Raw genomic sequence first — 26,831 nt, forward strand, 5'->3', positions numbered from 1 at the left:
CCTTATAAAAGAGATTTTGAAAGTGAATATAGAAAGATCTTTGCGCTATGCCTCACGCTTCGGTATCTGTTTTTTTGTAACTTTAGGCGCGTTAAACCTTGATGAACAGAGTATTTCTCTCTCGTCTTTGTAAGAATGATACAGGAATAAGATATGAAAAAATACATTGGGTTACTGCTCTTCTTTGCCCTTTCGATGAGCATGGCGAGTCAGGAGAAAGAGGTTCTGATCATGGGAACGATGCACTCCGTGCCTGCCATTGTAAAGAACAGCTACAAGCCTCTGCTACGCTATGCCATGAAGTATAAGCCGGAAGCGGTTTATGTGGAGTTTATCTGTCCGGACGATACAGTCAGTCTGCAGTTTTTTACACCCCGATTTCTCCATATATCAGACTCCATCAGAGCCGTAAAGAGCATGGACGAGAGCCGATTTGAAGAGCTTCGCTCTCTGCCATTGGCAGAGCTGACGGAGGAGGATTTCGGGTTCCTTTCCGAAGCATATCTTATCAAGAGAGACCGGGCAAACCATCTCTACTACAACTATCTGCGAAAGTATGGCGTGAAAGGAGCGGATAAAGCGTTTGGAAATGAGAATGAGGATCTCTCCTTCAAGCTCGCAACTGCAATGAATATCAGGGAACTCTACTGCATGGACGACCAGCAGACCACGGATAAGTACTACAAGGCATGGTCTCAAACCCGTAAGGCAGGGGAGAAGAATGGAGACAACAGAGAGGGGGATCGGTTGATAAAGAGAGACTACAACCGCTCTATCCTTCCGGCTCTATTGGGTCGTCTCGGCAAGTACACCAATAGTCCGGCTTCTCTGTATCGGAAACATCTTGTCAATTCGTTCCGATACGTGAAGTCTCCCACCCCGTACAGCGAAGAGGCTGCAAAGTATTGGGACGAAAGGAACAGCCGTATGGCAAAAAATATTGCTTCTCAAGTAAGAGACAATTCTCACCTGAGAAGCATTGTTATAGTAGGTGCAGGTCACGTTGTGGGGCTGAAAGAGGCTCTCGAAAAATGCTATCCGGATCTGAAAGTGAGGTTAATGTACCACTAACCTTTCCGCTCGTCCCTATCTGCCCATCCTATTTTTTAGTCAGATTCCACCTGAACGAGAGCAAAACTTCACTCGGTCGGAGGAAGAAGGTAGAGGAGTGAGCGTTCAGACCATTTCGGCTCTCCACGCGGTATATATCGTTCTGTCCCAAGTTCCGAACACTTAGTACCACCATAGCCCAAGGGAATACATACTGAGATTCTCCATCAAAGAACCATATCCCTCTGCGTTTGCCGCCTTCGATGTCCGAGTTTTTGCTGTCGTACATATTGGCACTCGCTTTCAGTGTCCACAGTGAGGTCGGGCGGGCATACATGGAGAACGAGTGGAACATATTGATCTGTTTAGCCTCCTTTCTGTCGCTATCCTTCAGTCCGAAAAGGGATAGAGAGTAGTTTCCACTGTATTTGAAGCTCAGTTTTCTCGAAGCCAGCCACTCTATTGTAGGGGATGCCATGACTCCTTGAGTGCGGTGATCGAACACTTTTTCCTGCTGTACGATCTTGCCTTTGGCTATGGAGTGGTTCACCTCTAAGTTGGTCGTGAGACCGATGGAGCGGAAAGACTTTTGCACGGAGAGCGATTGATAGAACGACTCACTATGGGTCTCCCTCCAGTCCGGTCTGGATATGATGTAAATGCCATCGAGGTAAGAGGATGAGCTGCGAGGGGATAGTGCGTTCGTGTATCGCAGATTGTAGGATGCGGAGAAGAAGTTGAGCACATCTTTATAAGCGGAGTAGAGCCATGCCGAAGAGGCTCTTGTCTTCCACCAGGCGGCTTCGCCCGTTCCTATTCTGCCTATCCCTCGGAAGATGTATGGCGTATAAAGAGAGAGCGGATAAGAGCCGTCGCCCTCGTTGTAGCTGCATCCCAGAGTGGAGTAGAAGCTTGAAGATGGCTCGTATCTCAGGTAAAGCGATGGAGTGAAGCGAATATCGTTTTGAGAGATTAGGATAGGCTTCTCTTTCGATCCCTTTTCATTCGAGGAGGCAAGCATCCATGTTACGGCAGGAGTAAGGGCGAGACGGATGTACTTATAGTTCCAAATCAAAGAGGGATTAAGGGTTGTCTTGGCTTCCTGATAGGTAATACTGCCCGAAGTGGGGTGAGTACCGGCAAACTTCAAACCCGTCAATGAGCTGGAAAGTTCCTCTCTGTTGAGATCCACATTCACGCCCAGATCAAGCTCCCATCCCTTTCCGGTGTAGTAGTAAGAGAGAGAAGCCGCATTGCCGAAGCTTTTGCTGTCGATCTTTTGAAGTATGTCCGTTGCTCCGTCAGAGAGTCCCTTGGGAGCATGAAGCGCAAGAGAGTTGGGGCGATAAGTACCGAAAAGATTATCCGAAAACCTTATCCGTCCCTTTCCGAACTTTTTGCTCCACTCTATATCATTGGAGAACGTACCTGATGGAGACTTTGTAAACTCCTCGTAAGGGTGTTTGTTGGCTATCTTTTCTCCTTGCAGCTCTTTGTGCAGAAGCGAAAACTCGGTCTTCACTCTGGTATATCTCGACTGTCCGTTGAACGTATAGCTGCTCTCCAAAGAGAGTTGATGGTGTTTGTGAGACAGGATCTGCTCCTCCTCTATCTTGGTCTGTTCGGTGGGAGAAGTCCTGAAAAGAGTGGTGTATAACGCACGTCTGTCTGCCTTGTCAAAGCCATAGTTCACGTTCATACGCCATTGGGCATCTTCCGAAAACTTCCTTATATGATTGGCAGAACCGCTTGCAGATTGGTTTATTCTGCCTTTGGCTCTCACGATATGATCGCCAAGATCGGCACTTGAAGAGAAAAAGTCGCTGCCTTTACTCTGTCCACGGCTTATGATGCTCCATGGTGAACCATCGTAACCAAAGCGATTCATTTCCGAAAGGATCTCTTTCCCCTCATTATTGCCCTTGGCTATCAGCATCGTTTGAAAGGTCTTTCCGAATGTGGAAGCCGATCCCTCCGCCAAGTATTGTGGCTTGGCATCTTTGTTAATGCCTGTTCCGGTCTCCAACGAATAGATCCAGTTCAACTTCGCTTTCTCGGTCAGACGGATGTTTAGAGCCGTTTCTTCACTTCTGGAAATATCTTTATCCATCTTTATTGCCTCGTGATTTTCCAGTAACTCAACGGATGCAACATCTTCCGTGGTGAGGTTTCTTGTTACCTGCGAATAGCGTCCGCCCATCAGATCCATACCTTCGACGTACAGCTTGCTCAGGTCTTTGCCTTGGTATCTTATCTTTCCCGATGTGTCTACACTCATTCCCGGTATCCGCTTTAAGACATCTTCGAGAGAGCGATCGCCTAATGCTTTGAGCTGATTGACCGAATAGCTCGTCGTGTCTCCACGTTGGCGCACGGGAGTGGAGTGTACAACAACCTCTTTCAACTTCTCTGTCCGAGGCTCCATAAAGAAACTCTGACCGTTCAGAACGGCTCCGAGATCCGTTTTGGTCAGCTTCTTATAAGAGAGGTGATTGAATAAGAGGATCACTTTAACCTTACCGATCTCCTGCTTGGTCGTTATTTTGAAGAAACCTTTTTCATCTGTAAATGTTCCGCCGAGTATTTTCCCGTTATCACCGGAAACGACAGACACCGAGACATGATGCACTCCGTTGTTGTTGCCTTTCTCTTTAACCCATCCGGAGATTGTGTTTTGGGCATGAAGCAGAGCGGTAGAGCCCACAAAGAAGAGGGCAAAAAGAGAGAGAATACGCAGGTTTATCTTAGACGTTATCATCTTTCAAGCGGTATATAGTTCATCTTTTCCCAAGTGGGTGTAAGCATTGGTTCTCCATTGGAAATGATCTTAACATCCGGCGAAGTCTGCATCAAGAAGCCGAAAGGATCTGCTATAAAGTTTCCGTAAAGCTCTTCTACCTTCTGCTTCGATGCCTTTTTGCTGCTGATATGAGGCATAAGAGAGCGTCTCGCTTTAGCGTAACTCTTCTCCTCTGTCTGCTCTTCAAAGCCGAGAAAAGAGAATTCAAAAATACCTTCCATATCTTTCGCTTCAAGTATCAGACCCGGCAATCCCCACAACTTCCAAGGTCCGGCGGAAGACGGGATCTCTTGTGTGTACCACACTTGCCACTCTCGTCCCATGTACGAAGCACGGGCAAGAGTACAGCTGTATGCTCCAATCCGTTTGGTGCTATCCGCTAAGATGCGCCATTCGGGGGCAGTAACCTTTTCGGTGTAGGAGTACTCCTCTTCGAGTATCCGGTATGAGACCTCACGCTGTTGCTTATCGAACGAGGAGCGTATATATATTGGCTCTCCCTCCTCTTCGATATTCGGATCTTCCCACATCGCCTCTTTTACGCCGCTTCCGGTACTGATTTTGGATAAAATGGTAGAGTCCATGAAAGCCAATACCTTGCTGTAATAGTGGCTCTCATCGGGCATAATCTCCAAAATCATCTCCTCCGGATCCGGCTTTTTATTCTTTGAGATTTCGTACTGTTTATGCAACAGATAGTGAACTTTATAGCCGTAGGTCTGCCCATAAACAGATAAAGTCGCCACGAAGAGCAGGGCAGAAAGGAGTGTTGCCTTTCTCATTTTCATCACTTTTCCAGATAAACAAAATCTCTGAGCAGATCTTCCTGAGACAGCTTATTGCCATTCTGATCCGTAACGGTAACCTTTGCTCCCGGATATATAGAGCGAAAGTAGCCGACAGGATCGGATATAAAGAAAGCGAAAGCCTCCAATACCTGTTTCTTTTTCCCCATGTGCTTATTTTCCCAAGCATCCTTGTACTTCGAGAAGTCTCCGTACAGCTTTTCCGGAGTAGTGGCAGAGAAAGAGGATAGAGCGAATGAGAAGAGACCTTCACTATCTTTAGCCTCGACGATGAGTCCGGGCAGACCCCACAGTTTCCATGGTCCCGCAGGAGACGGAATATCGGGCGTGTACCACGCTATCCACTCTCTTCCGAGATATTGAGCCTTAGCCATGATGCAGTTGTAACCGCTCTTTACCGCAGTGCTATCCTGCACCACTTCCCAAGCAGGGCGGGTAAGCTCCTCCGTGTAGTGGAATAAATCGACATTGACAGCATGAATAGTCTCTCTGCTGTTGCTTGAAAAATCATTCTTGACACCGATATTCAGACTAGGTCTTACACTCGATCTTTGCCTTGCCAGAACAGCCTTGGTGCGGTCTTTGTCCTTGTCAAAAGAGGCTTGATATATGGAATCTCCCACCTCGAACCAGCGGTCAAAGAAGAAGCTCTTATCCGATGAAATCTCCAAAACAGCCTCTGTATATGAAGATTTATTCTTTGCTTTCTTAGGCATATACGAGCCTTGTACTTTGTAGACAGCTCTATAAACCTCATTGTTTTCCGCCATGGCACTTCCTGCCATACAGAACAGCAGAGCAGCCAGCAAGGCTAAAGTAAGATTCTGTTTCGCTTTCATATCGTTATCTTTCCAAATAAACAAACTCGTTCCGTAGCTCTTCTCCGGTGATCTCTCTACCATCTTTATCCTCTATGCGCTTTATTCTTCCCGGCATTGTGGTATGCAGATACCCGACCGGATCGGATATAAAGAACGAAAGAGTTTCCACCACCTGTTTCTTCTTTCTTGTCTGTCGCTTCTTCCAGGCATCTTTATACTTCGAGAAGTCGCCGTACAGCCTTTCAGGAGTAGTGGCAGAGAACGAGGCGAGAGTAAATGAGAAAACTCCCTCACTATCTTTAGCTTCGACGATAAGCCCGGGCAGCCCCCACAGTTTCCATGGTCCAGTGGGAGAGGGAATATCGGATGTGTACCACGCTATCCACTCTCTTCCGAGATATTGAGCCTTAGCCATGACACAGTTGTAACCGCTCTTTACTGCCGTGCTATCCTGTATCACCTCCCAGGCAGGGCGGTTCAGCTCCTCTTCGTAACAGTACAAATCCACTCCGATGACATGGGATGTCTCTCTGTTGTTATCTGCAAAGAAGCTCTTCACACCTATTTTCAGACCGGGAGCCACACCCGTTCTCCGTTTTGCCTGAGCGGCTCTAAGCATATCTCCGTCCAAGTCCAATGATGCTTGGTAAACGGAGTCGCCGACCTGAAACCAGCGGTCGAAGAAGAAACTTCTATCCGGATAGATCTCCAGAACAGCCTCTGTATATGAACCCTTATCTACGGCTTCTTGAGGCGTGTACGAGCCTCTTACCTGATAGATGGCTCTATAAACTTCACTGCTTTGTGCGGTGGCACTTTCCGCTGTTCCGAGTAGCAGAGAGAGCAACAGGCATACAGTAAAAATGATTTGTCTCATAAGTGTATGGTGTATTCGTGGTTGTTTGCTTTGCAAGGTAAGTAAAATATTTCTATAAAAAGTCGGATATTTTCTCTTTTGCACTTTTTTAATGCTTCTTGAATAGATTTGTATTGAAACTCTCATCTTTCAGCTGTTGAAGCCGTTCTGTACGGAGGAAACTTTCTCCCTGTCGAACAACTCTTTTTAACCCGTATAGAAGTTTTGTTTATCATGTTCAGAAGTTCGGATAAACAGGAATAATTGTGTAAACCAAGCCCGGATTTCTGCAAATCAAGGCTTGATTTGTTGCAGTCAAGTTTCAATTTTTGGAAGTCAAGCCCCGATTTACGGTAGTGAAAGTATTCGGAGTGCGTTTTGAACCCGTTAAAAGAGACTTGTAAATAGGTTTGTGTAGATTTTTGAACCCTACTGCTCTCTAAACTTTACCGAAAGGGAATAAAAGTAAAGAGCTGATTTTCATAATGAAATCAGCTCTTTATCTTTTTTATTGGTAGGGTATGACATAGTCCGATAAAGTCTAATCTTTTTGTTATGTTTGTTAAAAAAACTTTATATTTGCATCGGATGACTTAATATAGAAGTGAATGTTGCAGCCCTTAATGGTGTTTTGCTGTCATTCATTTGCTATTGAATCTATAATATTTGCATTATGAGAAAACTCACAAAAATTTAATTATGAAGAATAGAGATTTTATCATTACAACAACAAACAATATAGAAGGTTATGCTGTTAAGCGTTATGTAGAAACCATCTGCGTAAATATGGTTCTCGGAACCAATTTCTTTTCTGATTTCTCAGCTTCAATAACAGATATATTTGGAGGGTATTCATATTCCTATCAAAAGAAAATGGACCTTATATATAAGGATGCAACTAATAAGCTAAAAGAGAAAGCAAAAAGAAAGGGAGCAAACTGTATTTTAGGTTTCAAGGTCGATTTTGATGAGATTTCCGGAAAGGGGAAATCTATGATAATGCTATCTGCTTCCGGGACAGCTTGTATCATAGAAGAAAAAGAAGATAATAAATTCAAAGTTTTGCGTGAATACTCAATAGATGGGGCTGAGTTGGAAAGGGAAATGCTAAGGCAATCCATCGTTTCCGGTATAAATGATGGAGAGGAGATAAAAGAAGAGTGGAGGACATTCCTTCTTGAAAACCCACAAGAAGAAATAATAGACAATCTATTGGACAGATTTATCCAAAACTCTGGAAGGACAACAGAAGAAATAAGCTTTATCACGCAATATTTGGGAGCGATACCCAAAGAGATGGTTACGAGAAGAGCATACGAAAAGAGAAAAGAGAACAAAGCAGTCATGGGTGATCTCATAGTTGCTTGCAATCTATTTGACTCGGAGAGAATACTCTTGGCAATAAAAGAAGACCTTACAAACTCTACTTATCTTTTAAGGACTCAATCCGATTCATACGATATTGAAGACCTCAAAAGGATGGAAGAGATGGAGCATATAATAGATAATCTCCCGGATGTTGGTAGTTTTATCTCTACTAAAGGGCTTTTCAGCAAAGGGGAGAAGAGGCAATACATTTGCCCTAATGGACACAAGAATGATGCGAGCAATGAGTTTTGTGAAGACTTGAATTGTGGACTAAACATTAAGGGTCTGTTTTCTTATCAAGTAGATTCAATAAACGAGTTCAAGAAAAAGTTATCAAGCCTTAGGACACTATTTAACAAAGCTTGAAACAGAATAAATGACAAATAGTAGTATTTAAGTCAGCGCCATTGTTGAGACAAAACTATGAATTATGTTGTAAACTAAAGACTTCAAAAATGTTCCCTAAAAACATTTCTCTCCAACAAAATAGGAATAAGTGATATAAAGGAGTGCTGCTTTTGCTCATCTCGATAGACTTTGAAAACAGCTTCGGTACGACTCTAAGGGTAATGCGGAACTTATATTCTATGGATTTGTTCTAAAATCGGTTGCTATCGTAGAAGAACGATTTTCAAACAGGGTAGAAGCGAGGCGAGAAGCCAAAAATCTTTTTCCTGAATCGGCTATCTTGAAAAGAGAAACGGTCTTCTCCATTCCAAAGAGTATGGAATGGGGAAGACCGTAATCCGTTTTGATGCAGAGGGAGAGAGGTTATCCGTTGCTCTCTATCTCTTCCACTATTTTGTCTATCTCCTCTTGCAGACTTTTCAGCTCGCCTTTGCACTCTTTTATCATCGAGGCTGTGGCTCTGCTTAGCTTCAAGATCTCTTCTATCGGAAGCTCGTTCCGCTCGATGAGGGATAGGTTCTCTTCTATCTCTTTCAGCGTTTGGGTGTAGTTGAATTTCTTTTTAGCCATATTTTTGTTTGTCTAATCGTTGTACTCTTCTTCTCTCTTTTCCACTCCGGTAACGGTGGCAGATACCGCTCCGTCGCCCAATAATATTTTCACATCTTCGCCCGGATGAGTCCGTGAAGCAGAGCGAATGCTCTTGCCATCCGATCCGACAAAAAGCGCATACCCGGAAGAGAGGATCCTGTCCGGGCTTAAAAGGCGCAGCCGTTCCTCCAAAGAGGAGAGCTTCTGCCGTTGCAGCGGTTCCCATGAGGCTATGGAGCGTTTCAGTCGAGCAGTGTCGGAGGCTATTCTGCTATCTGTCCGTGCCGTCAGCGATGCCCAAAAACGTTGCAAGCGGAGGTATTGCCCTCCCACTTTTTGCTCTATCTCCGATGTGCGCAAGTAGAGCAGCTGCCTCTTTCTGTGCACCAATGTCCGAAGTCTGCTTTCTAATATCTGCTTCTGTTCGCCCATCAATCTCACCAAACGTTCTTGAGCGGAGTAGACGGCAGAGATATAAGATAGATTTCTATCTATGAGAAAAGTGGCGACGGCAGTAGGTGTTTTCAGGGAGGTGTGTGCCACCATATCCAAGATAGAGAGGTCTCTGTCGTGCCCTATACCGGATATAACGGGGAAGGGATACTGGGCGACATGCTCGCACAGAGTAGCATTGTCGAATGCCAAAAGGTCTAATCTGCTTCCTCCTCCCCGGATGATCACAACGGCGTCATAGGGTTTGTCCGATTCGATTATCGCATCCAAAGCTTTGATGATACTTGCCGGCGCTTCGTTCCCCTGCATAATGGCAGGAAAGAGTGTTACAGCAAATCGGATGTTGTAGTCGTTACGAGTGAGTTGGTTATGAAAGTCTCCCCATCCGGCAGCCGTAGCCGAAGAGATTACCGCTATCTTTCGAGGAAGAGGAGAGAGCGGAAGCGATCTGTTCATATCCCATATACCGGATGCTTTCAGCGCTGCTATGGTTGCCTCTCTCTGCTTTCGCATGGCACCCAAAGAGTAGGTGGCATCTACTCCGACAATATTCAGAGAAAGCCCATATATCGGATTGTATCTTACATAAACCATAAGGAGCAACTCCAAACCTTCGCTTAGCTCTATCCCTGTCTCTTCATAAAACTTTTCGGATATGAGTCTGTACTGACTGCTCCATATCATCGCCCGCATGGATGCTACTATCTTTCCTTGATCGTTTTTCTCTATCAGATCCATGTAGCAGTGTCCGGAGCTTCTATTGACCTGCATGCCGGAAACTTCTGCCACTACCCACAGCGGACGAGTGAACGAAGAAGATATAACATCTTCCACTATGCCGGTAAGCTCGCTCAGGCGCAGACCGGATGTAACACTGCTATGCTCATCGGCGTAAAAGGTTCTGCTGGGAGAAGGCATATCTGATACTTTATGGGGGTTATCCTCTTAGGGTGGACTCGAAATCTATTCGGTGGTCTATGCTTCTGCCGAGAGTGAGCTGGTCTGCATACTCCAATTCGTCTCCAATGGCTATTCCACGAGAAATGACGGAGACTTTAACATCGAGATCTTTCAGGAGTCGGTAGATATAGAAGTTGGTCGTATCTCCCTCCATGGTCGTACTCAATGCAAGCAGCACCTCTTCTACACCTTCATTTCTTACTCTATCTGGAATATCATCTATGTGTAGCTCGGAAGGACCTACTCCATCTATCGGAGAGATCACTCCTCCTAAAACGTGATAAAGACCGTTGAAACGTCCTGTGTTTTCAACAGCCAAAACCTCCTTTACACTCTCTACCACGCAGAGGATGCGGGAGTCTCTGGCAGGATTGGAGCAGATCATACAGACATCGGTATCGGAAAGGTTGTGACAGCGGTCGCAGTAGTGAATACCCTCCACTAAGGCATCTATCTTGGAAGATATATTTTTGGTAAACTGTTTCTCCTGTCTCAGGAGATAGAGAGCCAGCTTCAATGCACTTTTACTGCCTACTCCGGGCAGAGTGCTTAGAGCATCTACCGCTTCTTGCAGCAGGCGAGACTGTTGGTCTAACCGTATCATCCTTCCCGGTTGAACGTGCGTTTGCGGAATACGAAGTCTTTACCCAGATACTTCTCTCTTACGATCTCGTTCTCGGCAAGCTCTTCGGCTGTTCCCTGGAAAAGCACTCGCCCCTCGAACAGAAGATAAGCACGGTCTGTGATGGATAGTGTCTCGTATACGTTGTGGTCGGTGATGAGAATGCCGATATTCTTTTCACGCAACTTGGCAACAATACTCTGAATATCCTGTACCGCTATGGGGTCTACTCCGGCAAAAGGTTCGTCGAGCATCACAAACTTGGGCTCTATGGCAAGACAACGGGCTATCTCCGCTCTTCTACGCTCACCACCCGAAAGGCGATCCCCCAGATTGTGTCTCACTTTATGGAGTCCAAACTCGGAGATGAGGCTTTCTAACTTCTCTTTCTGATACTCTTTAGGCTTACTGGTCATCTCCAATACGGAGCGGATGTTATCCTCTACGGTCATCTTTCTGAATACGGAAGCCTCCTGTGCAAGATAAGATATGCCTTTCCTCGCACGCTTGTAGATGGGCTCGTGAGTAATCTCTTCGTCATCGAGGAAAATCTTTCCCTCATTGGGGAGAACCAGACCAACGGTCATGTAAAATGTAGTGGTCTTACCTGCTCCATTGGGTCCCAAGAGTCCTACAATCTCGCCTTGAGATACTTCAATGGATACGTGGTTGACCACGGTTCTGTTCTTATATTTTTTTACTAAGTCTTCCGTCCGGAGTTTCATAGGATATATGCTTGCTTGTTATGCCTTTCAAAAATAGACATTTTGCCCCATACAGCCAAGTGCATACGTATGCCCTCTCTTGCGGAGAGTGGCAGACCGGAAGAAGGTAGAAGACAAGCGAGGGATACTTAGGTTTAGGTATTGCATGATAATGATAATTGACGGATATTTGTGTAAGTATATGCGATTAAACAGTTCTATTACAGATATTTTACCGATATGAAAACAGAACACCTCAATCACACTCACTCCCACTGTCATGAGCATTCGCACGGACATCACGGGCATGATCACTGCCACCATGGTAAGGATCTGAGGGGAAGAAAGCTGCTATGGGTTACGATCTTGAACTTTTCCATCACGATTTTTCAGATTGTAGGAGGAATACTTTCCAACAGTCTCTCCCTGATCTCCGATGCCATACATAATCTGGGAGACTCGTCTGCAATCTTTATTGCATTCCTTGCAGGAAAGCACGCAGAGAAGCAACCAGATACCAGAAAGACATTTGGCTATAAGCGGACAGAGATATTGGCTGCCCTGTTTAATGCCGTGGTACTTATAGGGATATGCGTCTACCTTTTCGTGGAGGCCTATCACCGCTTTTTGAATCCGGAGCCGATACGTGGGGCGATGATGCTTGCCGTGGCGATATTCGGACTTTTGGCAAATCTGATCTCTGTGGTCATACTCCATAAGGATCGTGAGCACAACCTGAACGTGAAGGCTGCATATCTTCATCTTCTTGGAGATACGCTCTCTTCGGTCGCTGTAATCATGGGAGGTATAGCAATATGGTTGTGGAATCTTTACTGGCTGGATCCTCTTGTAACGGTCTTGGTGGGCATCTATATCATTGTGCATACATGGGGTATAGTGAAGCAGACTGTGAGCATACTGATGCAGAGTGCTCCGGAAGAGATAGATCCTTCTCTGCTGAAAGAGGAGGTAGAGGCAATCAAAGGAATAAAGAATCTGCACCACCTGCATATCTGGAGACTGGATGACGAACACATGCTCTTGGAGGCGCATGTTAATCTGGAAGAGGATCTCAGACTGTCGGAAGCAGGAGCATTGAGAGAGCAGGTGGAGCATCTGCTCATGCAGAAGTTCGGTATAGGACACACGACTCTTCAGATAGAATATGACGGATGCAATGGCAGGCGTGATCTGATACAAAAGGATGAGTTGAGATAGCAGGGAAAGATATTTTTAAGCGTAATTCTTATGTGTAGCGAGCAATCTTCCAAGCCTAAAAATGCCTATAAAAAAGGTATCCGGTTTTACGATAACTTCATTACGGGAAGCACTTGGTGGTCTCATCTCTACATGAACTGCCTCTGGCAGGTGGACGATAATAAGATAGCAAGAGAGGTAATGGGGATGATTCCTTCCGGTTTTTCCGGTCGCCTGCTGGATGTCCCTGCCGGAACGCTAGTCTTTACTGCTTCTACCTATGCCGGTCTACCCAATGCTTCTATCGTGGGAGTGGACTACTCTCGCGAGATGCTTGCTGTGGCAGAACAGAGAAAACAGGATATGGGACTCTCTCAACTCTCGTTGGAATGGGGAGATGTGGGGCAACTGCCGTATGAAGATGAGAGTTTCGATATAGTCCTTTGCATGAACGGATTTCACGCTTTTCCCGATAAAGAGCGTGCTCTTGCCGAACTGTACAGAGTACTGAAGCCGGGAGGTTGCTTTCTTGGAAATTTCTACGTCAAGGGAGAAAGGAGGATCGGTGATGCTCTTGTACGTTTGGTACTGAACCGTAAGGGCGTTTTTGTCCCTCCTCATTTTACCAAGGAGGAGATGGCGGAGAAGTTTAAGTCTCTTTATAAAGGCGGAGTGGAGGTCAGCAACCACAACTCCATAATGGTATTTAGGTGTATCAAATAAGCAGATATGAGAAAAGGCATTCGAGAATTTCCGAATGCCTTTTTCTGCTGAATGAATCGGATAGATTTTGTTTAAGGTGCTACACTTATAGATGCTGTCTTTGATTCTCCATCTTCAAATATAATTTTTACCGTGAGTTCGTATTCCGGCAGATTCACGGGAGGGTTAATCCATCCCAAATAGGCTATCTCGCTTGAATGAAGACCGAACAGCTTGTATTTAGAATAGTCTATATCGGAAACCTTACCATATATCGGTTGTGAGGAGTTCTTTTCTATTCCCAAATCGTAAAGAAGGAACATTTAAGTTAAGTTCATGATAAAAAGAAACGGGTAATTCCTGCCACTATTCCACAGAGTATAAAGCCAAAAGCAATGGGTATTAAGGCAGAGATGGTTGTCCACTTGATGCTCTTGGTCTCCTTGTATATGGTATAGAGTGTGGTGCTACAAGGGTTGTGCAACAGACTGAAAAGCATAACGCAGATGGCTGTAAGCGGTGTCCATCCTCCGGCTCTTAATATGTTTTCGGTAATGCCTGCATTTTCGCCTTCAAAGAGTATTCCGGCACCATCTCCCAATCCGGAGAGTTCGGGTACCGTAAGTATAGTAAGCATAAGTATTGTCGGGATGACAACTTCATTCGCAGGGATGGCTACGATGTAGGCAAGAAGAATAACTCCATTCAGACCAAAGAAAAGCCCAAACTCGTCAAAGAGATCCACAACATGGGCTGCCAGACTGATGTTCCCGATTTCGATGTTGCAAATCAGCCAAATGAGTGCTCCTGCCGGAGCGGCAAAAACAACAGCTCGTCCCAGTACAACCAGTGTCCTGTCTACCAAAGAGGAGTAGAGTGTTTGCCAAAAACGTGGCGGACGATACGGCGGAAGTTCCAGGTTGAAAGTAGAGACTTCACCCTTAAGCAGTGTCTTGCTAAGCAGTAAGCTGCTACCAAACATAAATACGATTCCCAAAAGAGCAACAGCCAAAATCGACAAGATGGAGAGTGTGCCGGAGAGGTGGGCAGGAACTAAAGGGCCTATGAATATGGATGCCAAAAGTATTTGTGTCGGCCAACGCCCATTGCAGAGGGAAAAGTTGTTGGTGATTATTGCCAACAGCCTCTCTCTGGGGCTGTCTATAATACGAGTAGAGACTATTGCCGCAGCATTGCATCCGAATCCCATGGTCATTGTGAGTGCCTGTTTGCCGTGTGCTCCTGCTCTTTTGAAAAGTCCGTCCATGTTGAATGCCACTCTTGGGAGGTAGCCGAAATCTTCCAGAAGAGTAAACAGAGGAAAGAAGATAGCCATGGGAGGGAGCATCACAGAGACAACCCATGCGGTCGTGAGATAGACGCCATCTATAAGGAATCCGGATAAAAGAGCAGGCAGAAAACTTTCGGTCCAACCTTTTAGGAGAGGGTACAGTTTTCCCACAAGAAAAGAGGAGAGCAGCTGGGAGGGATAATTGCTCCCGACAATAGTAATCCAGAGGACTACGGCAAGAAGAGAAATCATAATGGGATAACCCCATCGCTTGCTTGCCAATATCTTATCCAGCTTGGCATCAAACTCTCTTCTTTTATTGTTCTCTTCGTACTTTATCGCTTCACTGCAGATATCCTCTGCATCGGCATATATAGCTTCGGAAACCTTATCGTGGAAGTCTTTCCCGACTTCCCACTTCCATTTGTTGGCTGTTTGTATAATATGCTCTCTCTCTTTCATATCATTGAAGTAGTATTTCTTCGTCTATCCATTTGCCGCTTCTTACAGCTTCTATAATCTTTGCGTCTCCCTCGATGAGTCTCATCGCAACCCATTTGGCATTGGGAAGATCGGGATAGACATTTTTTACTTCTTGCTCCACAGCCTCTATGGCTTCGGCTGCTTTTCCGCTAAGATTCTGTATTCGATGAGGCCGGCAGACAATATCTCCTTTAATAACCTGAGAAATGGTCTTGAGTAGAAGATCCAAGCCCTCTCCGCTTCTGGCTGAAACAAGTGCAACGGGTATGCCAAGCCTCCTTTCAAGTATTTTGGCATCTATCATAATCCCCATGGAGCGAGCTTCATCTATGAGATTGACAACCAAAATAGCATTCTCTGTTATTTCCAAGATTTGGAGAGTTAGGTTCAGATTACGCTCCAAACGGGTTGCGTCTGCAACGATAATCGTAGCGTCCGGCTGACCGAAGAGAATAAAGTTGCGTGCAATCTCTTCATCCTCGCTACGAGAAAAAAGGGAATAAGTACCGGGTAAGTCCACAATGCGATACTTCTCTCCTTCATAGGTATAACTCCCTTCGGCTCTTGCTACGGTCTTTCCGGGCCAATTGCCTGTATGCTGATGGAGTCCTGTAAGACCATTGAAGAGAGTACTCTTGCCTGTGTTGGGATTACCGGCAAGGGCTATTGTGTACTTGGTTCCACTGGTATTCGAGCCTCCTTGAAGTACATTTTGTCTTTTCATGACTGCTCAACTTTATCGACATAAATGTAGCCTGCTTGCTCTTTGCGCAGTGCAATGGTAGTATTTCGTACTAAAAAGGCTTTTGTCTCTCCGGTTGGGCTGCAGAGATATAGTCTCACAAGAGAGCCTTTTACAAATCCAAGATCCAACAGACGTTTTCTTCTGTCTCCTGCCAATTGGTAGCCAAGACCTTTTACTTTGGCAACCTCTCCAAATTCAAGATCCCATAATGAACTATTGCCTTTGGGAGTAATATCATACTTATAAGGAGGAGCTATTGGAATCTCTTCGTTTGGCTGAGGTATTGGGGAGCCATGTGGGTCGTACTTGGGGTGATGAAGACTTACAGAGAGCTCTTCCAACTTCTGAGGAGAGAGTTTGTGTTCCATTTTCTCTGCAAGCTTATGCCACTCCTCTGATGAGTATCCTGTCTTTTCGGCAAGATAGGTCTCGTATAGCCTGTGTGCTCTGGAGAGGTGTTGCCCCATATTTTTACCTGCATCGGTAAGAGTGAATGTCTTATAGTCGAGAGTTGTCAGCCATCCTCGCTTGGTTGCCTTCAATAAGAAAGATTGCGCTTCCTCCTCTCTGATATTCCAGAAAGAAGTAGCACAATCCAACGTGATGCACTCCATCTGTTTGGAGTACATTTTTTTCATAAGATCTTCAAGAGGAACGTCTTCCTTCTTGGAGATAAAGAGACTTCTCCTGAGCCAGACTATATATATCAGGCTCAGAAGAAGTAAGAGTATGAGTACTATTGTCATTTAACTTCGATCACGAGGTACTGGCTTAAACTCCAGAACTCTTTTGTGTTCTTAATGTTTAGAGTAAGATTACCGTCGGAACCCTTATCCAATGAGTATGAACTTGCAGGGTGTTTAGTGTGGAGTACAGCCTTTTTCTCAAATAGAGGAATGGTGTGAAGCTCTCTGCGGTCCATCTTGATGAAGTAATCTTTGTTGAAACCTTCTGCCAAAACTTTTGGAGAGGAGAAGATAGATCCTCCGGTAAGGATTTTGTGTTCCTTAAGTTCCGAAGATGTTCCGAAGCAATAGAACACTGCATTAAGAGCAGCATCTTGTTGTGCAATAGCTGCTTGTTGTGCTGCATTTTCTTGAGCAAGGACATCCACATTTTGAGCAGATCTCACAAGTGCACTATCAAGCTGTTCTATTTTGACGTCTCTCATTGCAAGTTCATTACGAAGAGCAACGAGTTCGCTCTCTTTTCTCTGAATTTCATCGGTCATTCTCTTGATCTTGCTGCCCAAAAGTTTTGCCGCTGCAGAGTTTTTCTTCAGCTGCTCATTGAGAAGTTCGATTTTTTCTCTATTCTCTTTAAGAGTGCTTGCAACCAACTGCATGTTATTCTTAATCTGTTCACGAGTAGAAGCAGTAAGCTCACCACTTTTGTGTTTGATCGCAACAAAGTTTTCTGCTGCACGAATCTCTTCAAAGCTTTGTTCTACCTCATTGATTACGGTTAGCATTTCTTCCAGATTGCTTTCAGTTGTTCTGGATACCATTTCCAAGGAATCATATTTCGCTTGCAGGTTCTTATATGCGGAAGAATGCTTTCCACAAGAAGAGACAAGAGTCATTGCGCAAATAGCGAGAGTAATAAATGCTGTTTTTTTCATATTCAAATCTGTTTTAAAGTGATCTTTTCACTTGTTAGACATGAAGGAGATAAAGACTCCTTATACTTATTCTTATGTACACGCTCAGGAGTGGGAGAGGGAGCAATGAGCACCACAATCTCACCACGAGGCGGTTGATTTCTAAAATATTCACACAATTCTGAGGATGTCCCTCTATGGTACTCCTCATGTATTTTTGATATTTCCCGTACTACTACGACTTCTCTTTCCGGGTCAAGAAGTATTGATAGCTGCTCTAATAGCTTTACCAATCTTGTTGGAGCCTCATATAAAATAGTTGTAGTTGTACGTTTGGAAATATCTTCCAAAAGAGTTTGCCTTCCTTTTTTCTGTGGTAGAAAACCCTCGAACGAGAATCTGTCACAAGGTAAGCCGGAGGCAACAAGAGCAGGAACAAAGGCCGTGGCACCGGGAAGACACTCTACCCTAAGATTTAGCTGCAAGCATTCCCGTACCAAAATAAATCCCGGATCTGAAATCCCCGGTGTTCCTGCATCAGAGACCAAAACTACTTTTTGCCCATCCGCGATGGCAGTAGCTATGGACTTTGCCGTAGTATGCTCATTGTGCATGTGATGGCTACGAAGTTCTCTCGGAGAGATCTCGAAATGGCGTAGAAGTTTAAGTGTTGTTCGAGTATCTTCCGCAAGCACGACGTCGGCTTCTCTAAGCAGCCTCAAGGCTCTCAGAGTAATATCTTCCAAATTCCCAATAGGGGTTGGTATGATAGTCAGCCATCCCATTTTGCAAAAGTTTTATGCGTAATATCTTTCCACTATTTCAAGAAACGCTTTTGCTGCCGGTTCATCCGTTTTTACCCAAGGATAGTTAGCTGCAAGATGTTTTGTTGCAGAAGAGAAGTCTACTAAATGAGTCAGTGTATCCAACTCACTTTCAATCAAACTCTCGCTATCCAAGAATAGCTCTCTTCGGAAGTAAAAATAGTCAAACATACTGATGTACTCCCTTAAAGGGTTTACGACCTCCTTTTTTATGCTGTTAGCCATGGTTGGTTTCTCAACCTGACTTGTCGTAGCTTTAGGAATGAACATAACATCAGAAGCCGAAGTTTCTTCTTCGATTTGTCTTTCTTCTTGTATCTCAGTATCTGCCGTCTTTAGCTCTGCCTTGAGAGCATCAAGCTTGTGAGACAAATCGGTAATAAGATCTTCTATCTGTTCAATATAACGTTCTATGTTTTTGTTAGATACCATTTATAAGACATTGAAATGTATAATAAACTTCCTGTTTCTGCTGTCGAAAGGTGCGGCTTCTTTCATGATTCGAGCAATATGCAGTTCGGTTGGAGAGAACCACGCATAGCTGAACTGGTACTCATTCGTCACACCTTCTGCTATCTCTGTCATTGATATAGGAAGATGCTTAGGCTCTTTCAGGGCTTCTGACAGCACATTATATGTATGAAGACCCAAAGATGGATTCAGCCCGAAAACAGGAGAAATTGCCCAGAAAACTCCCGATCTGATATTGCTCACACTTGCATCTAAGCTCTGAACTTCTTGATATTTCAGAACGATTTTTCTTGAAGAGATATGAGGGATATTTTTGTTTTCTGTCTTATTGGTTACCGTGTAAGAACTCAATTTCCCTTTGATGTCCCAATCCATAGCAATATCATGCAAGCTATTAGAGATAAGAGTCGGTTTAGAGTTATCCTGTCCTTCAATCTTGGAAGTTTCATGTCCAAGCATATGAGGAATTCTGGTTATGTTTTCTGCAAACTCAACCTCGTATCCCGAATAGACTCCATCTGCTCCTTTTTGCAGCGAAGCGGTGAGATATGGCTTTGTCTCATTGAGCTTTTTTATATTAGGAATGGTTCTTATCTCTACTTTATCCTCTCCTGATCTTACATAACTAAGGGTTGTATGATACTTGATGTCCGGACGAAACAGATCGAGAATATTTGTATTTTCCAATGATAGGTGTCCTTCTTTCCACAATTGTTCTTGCACAAATATCGGAGTATCATCTGAAAAAAGATATTCACGAATCACTACGGATGAGATGTTAAGAGTCTCGGGAGGTGGAACGGGATTTGGGGTCGGATCCGGACCTTTCCCCCCCAAACAACCGGATAAGAGGGAAGTGGCAAACAGCAATCCAACCAGTCTAATAAAGTTTGTGTTCATAGTGCTTTTATGGTTTTTAGATTGGTAATAGTGTAACCAAGTTTTACAAAGAAGACCCTTCGGTTGGGAGGGGATCTGTTATCGTGTCATTCTTAGACTCTCCGGATAAACTCCCTTTTCCTCTCTTACATATTACAAGAGAGTCATAGAATCTCCTGCTTTTCTCTTCTATTTCCGGTGTGAGGTTGTCATTAACCAACTTCAGAACTAAAGTTGCCACGGCAAGGTCATCCGTAAAGCCGAGAATCGGGATCAACATATCCGGAATAATATCTATCGGGAGAATGAAGTATCCTAAAGCTCCGGAGATGTAAATCTTCTTTGCTATGGGAGTAGAAGGTGCTTTCATGACATAGTAAAGCCGTATCATGGGAAGCAAAACACTCTCTCCAACAAGATGTTTCACCTGCAAAAGCTTCTTTCCCCAATCACCTTCCGAGAAGTGAGATGCATAGCTTTTGATATCGCGTAAGCCCTTTATAGCCATCTTTGCATGTGATAGTTTCATAGCTTTTTTGCGTTCTATACACCCCAAAGGTAAGAAAAATCTTCTATAGTAATCCCTCTTCTGCGTAGCTATAATATCCGTAATCAGAGTAGATGAGGTGGTCTAATAACTTAATTCCGATCGTTTGGCACGCTTTATTTAAGGATTCTGTGAGTTGGTCATCCGCAGAAGATGGTAGTAGAGATCCGCTGGGATGGTTGTGTACAAGTATGATGCCGGTCGCATTATGGTACAGAGCCTTTTTGAGGATAACCCTTATATCCGCCACCGATTCAGTCATTCCTCCGGTAGATATTTCCAAAGGTGGAATCGTAAGTTTTTGACTGATGTTAAAGCATAATAGCCAAACACTTTCCGTAGCTAAACCAAAGAGGTATCGTTTCATATAGTTATAGACCTTTTGGCTGTCGTTCAATATCTCTTCCTTTGCTCTGTAAAACTCTTTGTCTTTTTCCAGACGCACTCCAAGCTCTAATGCTGCCAATATCTTTGCTAATTTTGCAGGACCTATTCCTCTTATCTTACTGTCCGATACACGTTCGGCGTGGGTTTTATACATGGAATAGAGGTTGTTGTCATGACTCTTCAAGATATTTCGAGCCATCTCTATTACATTTTGCTCTTTTGTCCCCGTATTAAGGATGAGCGCAAGAAGCTCCGTTGTGTCCAGATTTTTTACTCCATATCTGAGGAGTTTTTCTCTTGGACGCTCCTCTTCCAACATCTCTTTTACTTTCAGATGAAGGTTGGTTTTCTCCTGATTAAACATAAGGAATACGCTAAGTGGTAAAAAGAAAATGACATCTGCCTTCGTATTTTGTGTAAAGGCAGATGTCATTTATACTATTGGAGCACTTTTATTCTTTAGCTCTACTTACATACGAGCCGTCACGAGTGTCTATCACAATCTTTTCTCCTTCTGTTATGAATAGAGGAACACGAACCGTAGCACCTGTTTCTACCGTTGCAGGCTTCAGAGCATTTGTTGCGGTATCTCCTTTAACACCGGGTTCTGTGTATGTTATTTCAAGGATAACATGGGGTGGAAGTTCACAGGTTAGTATTGTCTCATTACCTGCATGTACCATAGCTTCTACCATATCTCCTTCTTTCAGAAACTCCACACCGGAAATGGTCTCTCCCGGAATTTGAATCTGCTCAAATGTTTCAGGGTGCATGAAGTTGTATCCCATATCATCCTTATAAAGGTATTGGTATGGTCTGCGTTCGATACGCACTTCTTCCACTTTTACACCTGAGTTCCACGTCTTTTCCAATACTCTTCCGTTGGAAAGGTTTTTGAGCTTTGTACGTACAAAAGCAGGACCCTTGCCCGGTTTAACATGGAGAAATTCTACGATCGTAAAGTACACGCCATCAATGTCAAGGCACATACCATTGCGAAAATCTGCTGTTGTTGCCATTCTTCTAAAGTATTTAATGTTATTATTCTATTTCTATTCCTCAATGATGAGATCAAAGTCAGAGAGAATAATTCTCTCCACGTTGTCCACAATCTCCTTTGCCACAAGTTTTACCTTTTGTCCTTTGACCGGATGGAATTGTACTGTTTGCAGAACCGGATTGTTCTTGATATTGGAAAACTCTCCTTCCAACACTTTTGTGTCATCTATGTACAGAACATAAGAGTGGATATGTCCTCTTCCATCCCTTTGTTGATTTGGTAACAGTCTGAAACCCGAGATTTTATAAGGAGTATCAAGAAGAAGCTCCAAGCTCCTTTCTCCCTTTGGAAAGTGAAGTAGAGAATAGGGCTTGCCGTCGAGGAGTTTTTCTTTTGCCTCTTTCTCTTGTGGCGAAAGTAGTGTTATCCTGCTTGCAGAAAGGTAGAATGTCCGCTCTGCCATATCTCCGCTTGTATGGAAGTCGGAGTCATAGGCAATAGCTTTCACCACACCGTGATCTTGCAATCTGAATGGTTTACTGTACTTAATCCCATTCGAAACGGAGGGAGCGGAGCCGTCCGTTGTATAGTATATCTCCAATCCGGGAGAAGACAAAGAGATAGACACTTCATCATTAAGATCTCTGCGTATAACCGGAATATCCGAAACTATCGCCGGAGCCATATAGGCTTCCACCTTATTGATACAGATAGGACCTCGACTCTCTTCAAACAGAATCTTCAAGCCGTCTGTCTTTATGGAATTGAATCTTAACAGTCTTTTGTAGCCTATTGTAGTGGTCTCTTCTGCAAACGAAACAGGCAGCCAGTTCTCTCCATCTTTATAGAAGACCGAGAACTTACGTACTCTTTGTCCTAATGGGATGTACTCTTGAAGCATAAGTCGGTTAATGGCTTGCTTTGTTGGAAGGAAAAAGACTAGCTCTCCGGAAGAAACGCCATCCGCCGTTGCCCAATAGCTGTCATAGTTATCGTCTAGAACATTAGATGCAGACCATTGCTCTCCTCTTACGTTGCTTGCTTTCGCAGAAGCCTTGCCGAGAAGAAGAGGAGAGGCAAATTCACGGTCGAGTAGAGCTTTCCACTCCATGATGCTTGTACTATCCTTAGGATGAATAGTGCCATTCAGATCAACCGGGAAGTTAAGAAGCAGAGTGGCATTACGCCCGACACTGCCATAATATATATCCATCAGTTTGGCAGGAGACTTCACTTGATGATCCTCTCTTTGGTGATAGAACCATCCCGGACGGATAGAAACATCACACTCTCCGGGAAGCCAATCCTCACCATGTTCCTGTCCGACCATATTTTTACGTCCACCTTCTTCTCCAATGGTCATGGGGCTCCAGTTGGTTGTCCCTGCATAACCTATCTCGTTTCCTATCCAGCGAATATCCGGAACAGTCCCTCCGAATATCATTGCTGTAGGATGAAGCTCGCGGATGATCTTCTTGGCATCTTCGTAGCGGTAGTATGTCTTAGGGTCTATATTCCTGTGCGTATCTGCTCCTCCATACCAACCATCCCCTCCATTGGCTCCATCGAACCAGTACTCGAAGATCGGACCATATCCTGTCAGGAGCTCTCTCATTTGCTCATGGAATATATCCACGTACTCCGACATTCCATAGTGTTTGCTGTTTCGATCCCAAGGAGAGAGGTAGATGCCGAACTTTAGGTCGTATTTCCTGCACGCCTCGGAGAGATCTTTGACCAAGTCTCCTTTCCCATCTTTCCATGGGCTGCTCTTCACACTGTAATCCGTAGTCTTTGTAGGCCAGAGGCAGAAGCCGTCATGGTGTTTTGCCGTCAGCAGTATACCCTTAAAACCGGATGCTTTTATGATTCTTGCCCACTGATCACAGTCGAGACGCTTCGGATTGAACGTCGATGCCGGAGTGTTGCCATAGCCCCACTCCAGATCGTTGAACGTATTGAGTCCGAAGTGGACAAAGGCATAGGTCTCCAGTTTTTGCCACTCCACCTGTTCGGGTGTTGGTATAGGGAATATTGGAGCCGGGGCTTTAACTTTGGCTTGCGGCTGTAAGAGAGAGCATCCTCCTATGATAGAGGAGAGAGCAATAGCAGCCAGAGAGCCCCATAAAGCCTTCATCGGATGCGAACTATTCTTCTTTTTTATGTCGGATATTTTCATCTTCCTACTTTTCTGTTTGGGCAAACTCCATTAGGTAAGCCTTTATGAAGTCATCTATATCTCCATCCATGACACCACCCACATCCGATGTTTGGTATCCTGTTCTGTGATCCTTCACGCGGCGATCGTCGAATACATAGCTGCGTATCTGCGAACCCCACTCTATTTTCAGCTTAGAGTCTTCTATCTCATTCTGTGCACGACGACGGCGTGCAAGTTCAAGATCGTAGAGCTGACTCTTCAAGAGGCGGATGGCATTCTCTCTATTACCGAGCTGCGAACGGCTTTCGGTATTTTCGATGGCAATCTCCATCGTTTCTCCCGTATCGGGATCTTTGTAGGTATAATGCAGGCGAACGCCGGTTTCTACCTTATTAACATTCTGTCCTCCTGCACCTCCGCTTCGGAACGTATCCCACGTAATGTCGGAAGGATTGATGTTGATCTCTATACTGTCGTCCACCAACGGAACCACAAATACAGAGGCAAAAGAGGTCATCCGCTTCCCTTGAGCATTATAGGGAGATACGCGCACAAGGCGGTGTACACCGTTTTCGCTTTTGAGATAGCCGTATGCCATTTCGCCTTCTACCTGCAACGTACAGGTTTTTATGCCGGCTTCATCTCCGTCTTGCCAGTTGGTAATGGTAACGCTGTAACCTTTATCCTCACACCATCTCTGGTACATTCTGGCAAGCATGGAAGCCCAATCTTGTCCTTCCGTACCGCCTGCTCCGGAGTTTATCTTCAGTACTGCTCCAAGATGATCCTCCTCTTTTCGCAGCATGTTCTTCAGTTCCAGATCTTCTGTCAGCTTCAGAGCATTGGCGTATGCTTCGTCCACCTCCTCTTCGGAGATGATTCCCTCTTTCAAGTACTCTAAAGAGAGCGCGAGCTCTTCGGTTGCAGTGTCTACCGCATCGAATCCGTTGAGCCAGCCTTTCAGCTCTTTTACTCGTTTCATGACGCTTTCGGCACGTTTTGCATCCTGCCAAAAGACAGGGTCTTGCGTGCGAAGCTCCTCTTCTTCTAATTCGATACGCTTCGTATCGACGTCAAAGATACCCCCTCAGCGCATCTCGGCGCTCCAACAAGTTGCTTAGTTGGTCTGTTGTTATCATGTTTATGATAGGTGTTAATACTTAAATTTTCAATTATTTGAACAGCAAAAATAGTAAAAACTTGCCAATACGGGGGAGTTTTAGTGTATATGTTCCAAGATATGAACGTCATGTTCAGGACAATCCGATATTCTGGGAGACTCCATGTCTTGAGGAACGTCTCCTCTTCCCACTCTCACTCCGCCTCTATACTTGGCTCCCGGAATCAACAGACCATGATAGAGCACCTGCCTCACCCGGCTTCTCTGATCGGCGGTAAACCCAAGGTTTCGACAGTAGAAGTAGTCCATTATGTTGAAAGAGGTAAATATACCCTGAAAATCACACTTATCCCGTTCAAACAGACGCTTGATATGGTCCGGATTATTTTTATCAAAAGAGGGAGACGAGACATATTCCTGTACCTTCTTTACGTAGTGTTCTCTGTCGTACTGTTGGGTATCCGGGCAGTAATCACTGTCTGTGCAGGGAGGAGGTGGCGGGCTACTTTCTTTATCTTTTTCCGTGAAGGCATGATACAGACCTACATAGTGTCCGAGTTCGTGTGCAAGAGTGTTGCCCACATAGGTGGCTATGTGGTTGGAGTTGTATTTAAGAAAATCGCTGTTGATCACGACACTGCTGGCATAAATCCAGTTTTTGCTTGCTATGTAGTTCGTATTGACCTGCGGAAGACCCTTTACGGGATGAGATTCGGGCATATATGGAAGAGTTGCCACTCCCAATGTTACCGTATTGCTGTTCTTTTTTCTTGTGAATTTGAAGATGAATACATTGATGTACGCATTGAAATCCCAGCACATGTCTATCACATTCTGCGTTTTTGTGCCGACAATCTCATCGAATGGTGTCTCCGCTTTGTGCCACACATGTCTCTTGATACCCTTTTCCGGAAGAGGTTTTCCATCAGAATCCACAGATGCCAAAACAAACTCGACATTGTTATCAACGGTGTTTCCTCCCAGAGCTCCCCGATATCTTTCATTGACATGTTTGAGGTACTCTTCAAGTTTTTCTGTTTTTACGGCTGCAACCTCCGGAACATCTTTGTGCGTAAGGAGGTGGAAGATAACCGGAATTTTGTATCGTGCACTCGCTTTGTCAAGAGGCAGTCCGGACTGCTTTATCTGCAGGTTATCGGAATATATCCCTGAAGAGACCTTTATTGTTCCTTGGCGCTCTAATGAGGAGTCGAAGGAGTTTACGGATACCGTCAGCACGGTGTTGCCCTGTCCGCTTAGAGGATATAGCTTGATCCAATGAGGTGGCTCTTCTATTTTCCAAGCTCCTTGACTTTTTATGGTTACTCTTTTGGTGTTGCTGTTGAAGTCGAAGTCGATACTTTTTTCGGAGAACGACAAAACTTTATCATTTATTTCGTTTCTGTTTTTCGATCGACACCCTCCAAGCAGAAATATGGATGTCAGGAATAGGAGAGGGAAAAGATATTTTCTCATTATTGCTATGCTTTTGGGTTAGATTTTACAGCGGCAAAGAACGCAAAAAAAAGCCATAGTACAATCTTTGCGATCTGTACGGCAGAAAATATGTTCCGATTTCAGCCTTTTTCCTATTGGAGAGATGACCATTCGCAGGGAGCTTTTATATAAAAACGGATGGGTGCGAGATCATCCTCCGAAAACTCTTGGGAGAGCATTTTAGAGAATCGAGAAAGTTTTCCTTTATTTATATCGTTGGTTGTGAGAGGTATAGTGAAAATCGCGAATTTGGAAAAAATTTTTTCTCAGTCCGTTTGATGAGGCTTTTTCGCGTTAATAAGCATAAAATTTAACGCCTGTCTCTGTAAACGTTTACTAATAAGGAAATCTGCCTTTTCAAGGGCTTTTTAGGGTGAAAATACGTAGTTTGCTGATTATTAGCGTTTTGATGTTTTTGGCTAAACACGTTAATCGAATCCGGTAAACGTGTTTAATGAAATCGGTAAACGTGTTCACTGAAAAATTAA

The 26,831-nt window shown here is 44.4% G+C and carries 24 protein-coding genes and 1 pseudogene; 4 read left to right on the plus strand and 21 right to left on the minus strand.

Features of this window, described 5'->3' with window-relative positions; genetic code table 11:
* The first annotated feature begins 153 nt into the window (after window positions 1-153).
* Window positions 154-1,071 carry a DUF5694 domain-containing protein gene (locus JT26_RS01040; protein WP_036844838.1) on the plus strand — a complete coding sequence of 306 codons (918 nt, stop codon included), beginning with the start codon at window positions 154-156 and terminating at the stop codon, window positions 1,069-1,071.
* 28 nt (window positions 1,072-1,099) lie between these two features.
* Here the strand turns inward: JT26_RS01040 and JT26_RS01045 are convergent, their stop codons facing one another.
* The 4 genes from JT26_RS01045 to JT26_RS01060 are packed head-to-tail and all read right to left on the minus strand — an operon-like array spanning window position 1,100 to window position 6,354.
* Entirely contained in the window at window positions 1,100-3,808 is a 2,709-nt protein-coding gene (locus JT26_RS01045; protein WP_036844840.1) for a hypothetical protein, read from the minus strand.
* Complete coding sequence (locus JT26_RS10045; RefSeq protein ID WP_052110267.1) at window positions 3,805-4,638, minus strand: GLPGLI family protein; 834 nt, start codon at window positions 4,636-4,638, stop codon at window positions 3,805-3,807. Before JT26_RS10045 ends, JT26_RS01045 begins: the two co-directional genes overlap by 4 nt.
* On the minus strand, window positions 4,638-5,495 hold the full coding sequence (locus JT26_RS01055) for a GLPGLI family protein (RefSeq protein WP_235299993.1): 858 nt from the start codon (window positions 5,493-5,495) through the stop codon (window positions 4,638-4,640). Before JT26_RS01055 ends, JT26_RS10045 begins: the two co-directional genes overlap by 1 nt.
* A 4-nt stretch (window positions 5,496-5,499) precedes the next feature.
* Window positions 5,500-6,354 carry a GLPGLI family protein gene (locus tag JT26_RS01060; RefSeq protein WP_036844846.1) on the minus strand — a complete coding sequence of 285 codons (855 nt, stop codon included), beginning with the start codon at window positions 6,352-6,354 and terminating at the stop codon, window positions 5,500-5,502.
* A 678-nt stretch (window positions 6,355-7,032) separates the two neighbouring features.
* Here JT26_RS01060 and JT26_RS01065 point away from each other — a divergent pair.
* The gene (locus JT26_RS01065) at window positions 7,033-8,067 is read left to right on the plus strand and encodes a YbjQ family protein (RefSeq protein WP_036844849.1); all 1,035 of its coding nucleotides are present in this window, start codon (window positions 7,033-7,035) and stop codon (window positions 8,065-8,067) included.
* Between the two features lie 405 nt (window positions 8,068-8,472).
* Here the strand turns inward: JT26_RS01065 and JT26_RS01070 are convergent, their stop codons facing one another.
* Genes JT26_RS01070 through lptB form a run of 4 tightly spaced genes read right to left on the minus strand, consistent with a single transcriptional unit; the run spans window position 8,473 to window position 11,460 of the window.
* A complete protein-coding gene (locus JT26_RS01070) occupies window positions 8,473-8,679 on the minus strand; it encodes an exodeoxyribonuclease VII small subunit (protein ID WP_036790070.1) in 207 nt (68 codons plus the stop codon).
* A 12-nt stretch (window positions 8,680-8,691) separates the two neighbouring features.
* On the minus strand, window positions 8,692-10,071 hold the full coding sequence (xseA, locus tag JT26_RS01075; RefSeq protein ID WP_052110268.1) for an exodeoxyribonuclease VII large subunit: 1,380 nt from the start codon (window positions 10,069-10,071) through the stop codon (window positions 8,692-8,694).
* A gap of 19 nt (window positions 10,072-10,090) precedes the next feature.
* On the minus strand, window positions 10,091-10,717 hold the full coding sequence (recR, locus tag JT26_RS01080) for a recombination mediator RecR (RefSeq protein ID WP_036844851.1): 627 nt from the start codon (window positions 10,715-10,717) through the stop codon (window positions 10,091-10,093).
* Window positions 10,714-11,460 carry an LPS export ABC transporter ATP-binding protein gene (lptB, locus tag JT26_RS01085; RefSeq protein WP_036844853.1) on the minus strand — a complete coding sequence of 249 codons (747 nt, stop codon included), beginning with the start codon at window positions 11,458-11,460 and terminating at the stop codon, window positions 10,714-10,716. Before lptB ends, recR begins: the two co-directional genes overlap by 4 nt.
* 219 nt (window positions 11,461-11,679) lie before the next feature.
* On the opposite strand from lptB, the gene JT26_RS01090 reads away from it, so the two are divergent.
* Together JT26_RS01090 and JT26_RS01095 are read left to right on the plus strand one after the other, a co-directional pair.
* On the plus strand, window positions 11,680-12,657 hold the full coding sequence (locus tag JT26_RS01090) for a cation diffusion facilitator family transporter (RefSeq protein WP_052110269.1): 978 nt from the start codon (window positions 11,680-11,682) through the stop codon (window positions 12,655-12,657).
* A 30-nt stretch (window positions 12,658-12,687) separates the two neighbouring features.
* Complete coding sequence (locus JT26_RS01095) at window positions 12,688-13,359, plus strand: class I SAM-dependent methyltransferase (RefSeq protein ID WP_036844855.1); 672 nt, start codon at window positions 12,688-12,690, stop codon at window positions 13,357-13,359.
* Window positions 13,360-13,430: 71 nt separating this feature from the next.
* Here JT26_RS01095 and JT26_RS01100 read toward each other — a convergent pair whose 3' ends face one another.
* The 13 genes and pseudogenes from JT26_RS01100 to JT26_RS01160 all read right to left on the minus strand — a co-directional run bounded on the left by JT26_RS01100 (window position 13,431) and on the right by JT26_RS01160 (window position 26,322).
* Complete coding sequence (locus JT26_RS01100; RefSeq protein WP_152566954.1) at window positions 13,431-13,643, minus strand: hypothetical protein; 213 nt, start codon at window positions 13,641-13,643, stop codon at window positions 13,431-13,433.
* Window positions 13,644-13,672: 29 nt separating this feature from the next.
* Window positions 13,673-15,836: pseudogene (feoB, locus tag JT26_RS01105) on the minus strand (ferrous iron transport protein B).
* On the minus strand, window positions 15,833-16,603 hold the full coding sequence (locus JT26_RS10050; RefSeq protein WP_052110270.1) for a metal-dependent transcriptional regulator: 771 nt from the start codon (window positions 16,601-16,603) through the stop codon (window positions 15,833-15,835). The pseudogene feoB and the gene JT26_RS10050 overlap by 4 nt, the downstream one beginning before the upstream one ends.
* The gene (locus JT26_RS01115) at window positions 16,600-17,478 is read right to left on the minus strand and encodes a hypothetical protein (protein WP_036790092.1); all 879 of its coding nucleotides are present in this window, start codon (window positions 17,476-17,478) and stop codon (window positions 16,600-16,602) included. The genes JT26_RS10050 and JT26_RS01115 overlap by 4 nt, the downstream gene beginning before the upstream one ends.
* Before the next feature lie 2 nt (window positions 17,479-17,480).
* Window positions 17,481-18,242, minus strand: coding sequence for a 16S rRNA (cytidine(1402)-2'-O)-methyltransferase (gene rsmI, locus JT26_RS01120; RefSeq protein WP_052110271.1), 762 nt, complete (start codon window positions 18,240-18,242; stop codon window positions 17,481-17,483).
* A gap of 12 nt (window positions 18,243-18,254) precedes the next feature.
* Window positions 18,255-18,713: a hypothetical protein gene (locus tag JT26_RS01125; protein ID WP_036844859.1), complete on the minus strand. Its 459-nt coding sequence runs from the start codon at window positions 18,711-18,713 to the stop codon at window positions 18,255-18,257.
* Window positions 18,714-19,652, minus strand: a complete 939-nt coding sequence (locus JT26_RS01130) for a hypothetical protein (protein WP_036844861.1) — start codon at window positions 19,650-19,652, stop codon at window positions 18,714-18,716. It abuts the gene before it with no gap.
* Window positions 19,653-19,695: 43 nt separating this feature from the next.
* Window positions 19,696-20,160, minus strand: coding sequence for a YkvA family protein (locus tag JT26_RS01135; protein WP_052079515.1), 465 nt, complete (start codon window positions 20,158-20,160; stop codon window positions 19,696-19,698).
* A 43-nt stretch (window positions 20,161-20,203) separates the two neighbouring features.
* Window positions 20,204-20,998, minus strand: a complete 795-nt coding sequence (gene radC, locus JT26_RS01140; protein ID WP_081966350.1) for a DNA repair protein RadC — start codon at window positions 20,996-20,998, stop codon at window positions 20,204-20,206.
* A 19-nt stretch (window positions 20,999-21,017) separates the two neighbouring features.
* A complete protein-coding gene (efp, locus tag JT26_RS01145; protein ID WP_036790107.1) occupies window positions 21,018-21,584 on the minus strand; it encodes an elongation factor P in 567 nt (188 codons plus the stop codon).
* A 33-nt stretch (window positions 21,585-21,617) separates the two neighbouring features.
* Window positions 21,618-23,702 carry an alpha-L-fucosidase gene (locus JT26_RS01150; RefSeq protein ID WP_036844987.1) on the minus strand — a complete coding sequence of 695 codons (2,085 nt, stop codon included), beginning with the start codon at window positions 23,700-23,702 and terminating at the stop codon, window positions 21,618-21,620.
* A gap of 46 nt (window positions 23,703-23,748) precedes the next feature.
* Window positions 23,749-24,865, minus strand: a protein-coding gene (gene prfB / locus JT26_RS01155; protein WP_152565528.1) for a peptide chain release factor 2 whose coding sequence is annotated in 2 segments (ribosomal slippage) — window positions 23,749-24,801 and window positions 24,803-24,865 — 1,116 coding nt in all. Because the reading frame shifts where the segments join, the coding sequence is not laid out codon by codon here.
* 80 nt (window positions 24,866-24,945) lie between these two features.
* Window positions 24,946-26,322 (minus strand): zinc-dependent metalloproteinase lipoprotein, encoded by a 1,377-nt coding sequence (locus JT26_RS01160; RefSeq protein WP_036844866.1) that lies wholly within the window; start codon window positions 26,320-26,322, stop codon window positions 24,946-24,948.
* Window positions 26,323-26,831: the final 509 nt, after the last annotated feature.

This window comes from Porphyromonas sp. COT-108 OH1349 (genome assembly GCF_000768755.1).
Taxonomy (GTDB): Bacteria; Bacteroidota; Bacteroidia; order Bacteroidales; family Porphyromonadaceae; genus Porphyromonas_A; species Porphyromonas_A canoris.

Excerpts from the sequence above, each read along its gene's own strand:
- efp (WP_036790107.1), bottom strand. The coding sequence starts at position 21,584 with ATGGCAACAACAGCAGATTTTCGCAATGGTATGTGCCTTGACATTGAT.
- JT26_RS01160 (WP_036844866.1), bottom strand. The coding sequence starts at position 26,322 with ATGAGAAAATATCTTTTCCCTCTCCTATTCCTGACATCCATATTTCTG.
- JT26_RS01045 (WP_036844840.1), bottom strand. The coding sequence starts at position 3,808 with ATGATAACGTCTAAGATAAACCTGCGTATTCTCTCTCTTTTTGCCCTC.
- radC (WP_081966350.1), bottom strand. The coding sequence starts at position 20,998 with ATGACATCTGCCTTTACACAAAATACGAAGGCAGATGTCATTTTCTTT.
- JT26_RS01135 (WP_052079515.1), bottom strand. The coding sequence starts at position 20,160 with ATGAAACTATCACATGCAAAGATGGCTATAAAGGGCTTACGCGATATC.
- JT26_RS01070 (WP_036790070.1), bottom strand. The coding sequence starts at position 8,679 with ATGGCTAAAAAGAAATTCAACTACACCCAAACGCTGAAAGAGATAGAA.
- JT26_RS01060 (WP_036844846.1), bottom strand. The coding sequence starts at position 6,354 with ATGAGACAAATCATTTTTACTGTATGCCTGTTGCTCTCTCTGCTACTC.
- recR (WP_036844851.1), bottom strand. The coding sequence starts at position 10,717 with ATGATACGGTTAGACCAACAGTCTCGCCTGCTGCAAGAAGCGGTAGAT.
- lptB (WP_036844853.1), bottom strand. The coding sequence starts at position 11,460 with ATGAAACTCCGGACGGAAGACTTAGTAAAAAAATATAAGAACAGAACC.
- JT26_RS10050 (WP_052110270.1), bottom strand. The coding sequence starts at position 16,603 with ATGACAATAGTACTCATACTCTTACTTCTTCTGAGCCTGATATATATA.
- rsmI (WP_052110271.1), bottom strand. The coding sequence starts at position 18,242 with ATGGGATGGCTGACTATCATACCAACCCCTATTGGGAATTTGGAAGAT.
- JT26_RS10045 (WP_052110267.1), bottom strand. The coding sequence starts at position 4,638 with ATGAAAATGAGAAAGGCAACACTCCTTTCTGCCCTGCTCTTCGTGGCG.
- JT26_RS01150 (WP_036844987.1), bottom strand. The coding sequence starts at position 23,702 with ATGAAGGCTTTATGGGGCTCTCTGGCTGCTATTGCTCTCTCCTCTATC.
- JT26_RS01055 (WP_235299993.1), bottom strand. The coding sequence starts at position 5,495 with ATGAAAGCGAAACAGAATCTTACTTTAGCCTTGCTGGCTGCTCTGCTG.
- JT26_RS01130 (WP_036844861.1), bottom strand. The coding sequence starts at position 19,652 with ATGAACACAAACTTTATTAGACTGGTTGGATTGCTGTTTGCCACTTCC.
- JT26_RS01090 (WP_052110269.1), top strand. The coding sequence starts at position 11,680 with ATGAAAACAGAACACCTCAATCACACTCACTCCCACTGTCATGAGCAT.
- xseA (WP_052110268.1), bottom strand. The coding sequence starts at position 10,071 with ATGCCTTCTCCCAGCAGAACCTTTTACGCCGATGAGCATAGCAGTGTT.
- JT26_RS01040 (WP_036844838.1), top strand. The coding sequence starts at position 154 with ATGAAAAAATACATTGGGTTACTGCTCTTCTTTGCCCTTTCGATGAGC.
- JT26_RS01115 (WP_036790092.1), bottom strand. The coding sequence starts at position 17,478 with ATGAAAAAAACAGCATTTATTACTCTCGCTATTTGCGCAATGACTCTT.
- JT26_RS01095 (WP_036844855.1), top strand. The coding sequence starts at position 12,688 with ATGTGTAGCGAGCAATCTTCCAAGCCTAAAAATGCCTATAAAAAAGGT.
- JT26_RS01125 (WP_036844859.1), bottom strand. The coding sequence starts at position 18,713 with ATGGTATCTAACAAAAACATAGAACGTTATATTGAACAGATAGAAGAT.
- JT26_RS01065 (WP_036844849.1), top strand. The coding sequence starts at position 7,033 with ATGAAGAATAGAGATTTTATCATTACAACAACAAACAATATAGAAGGT.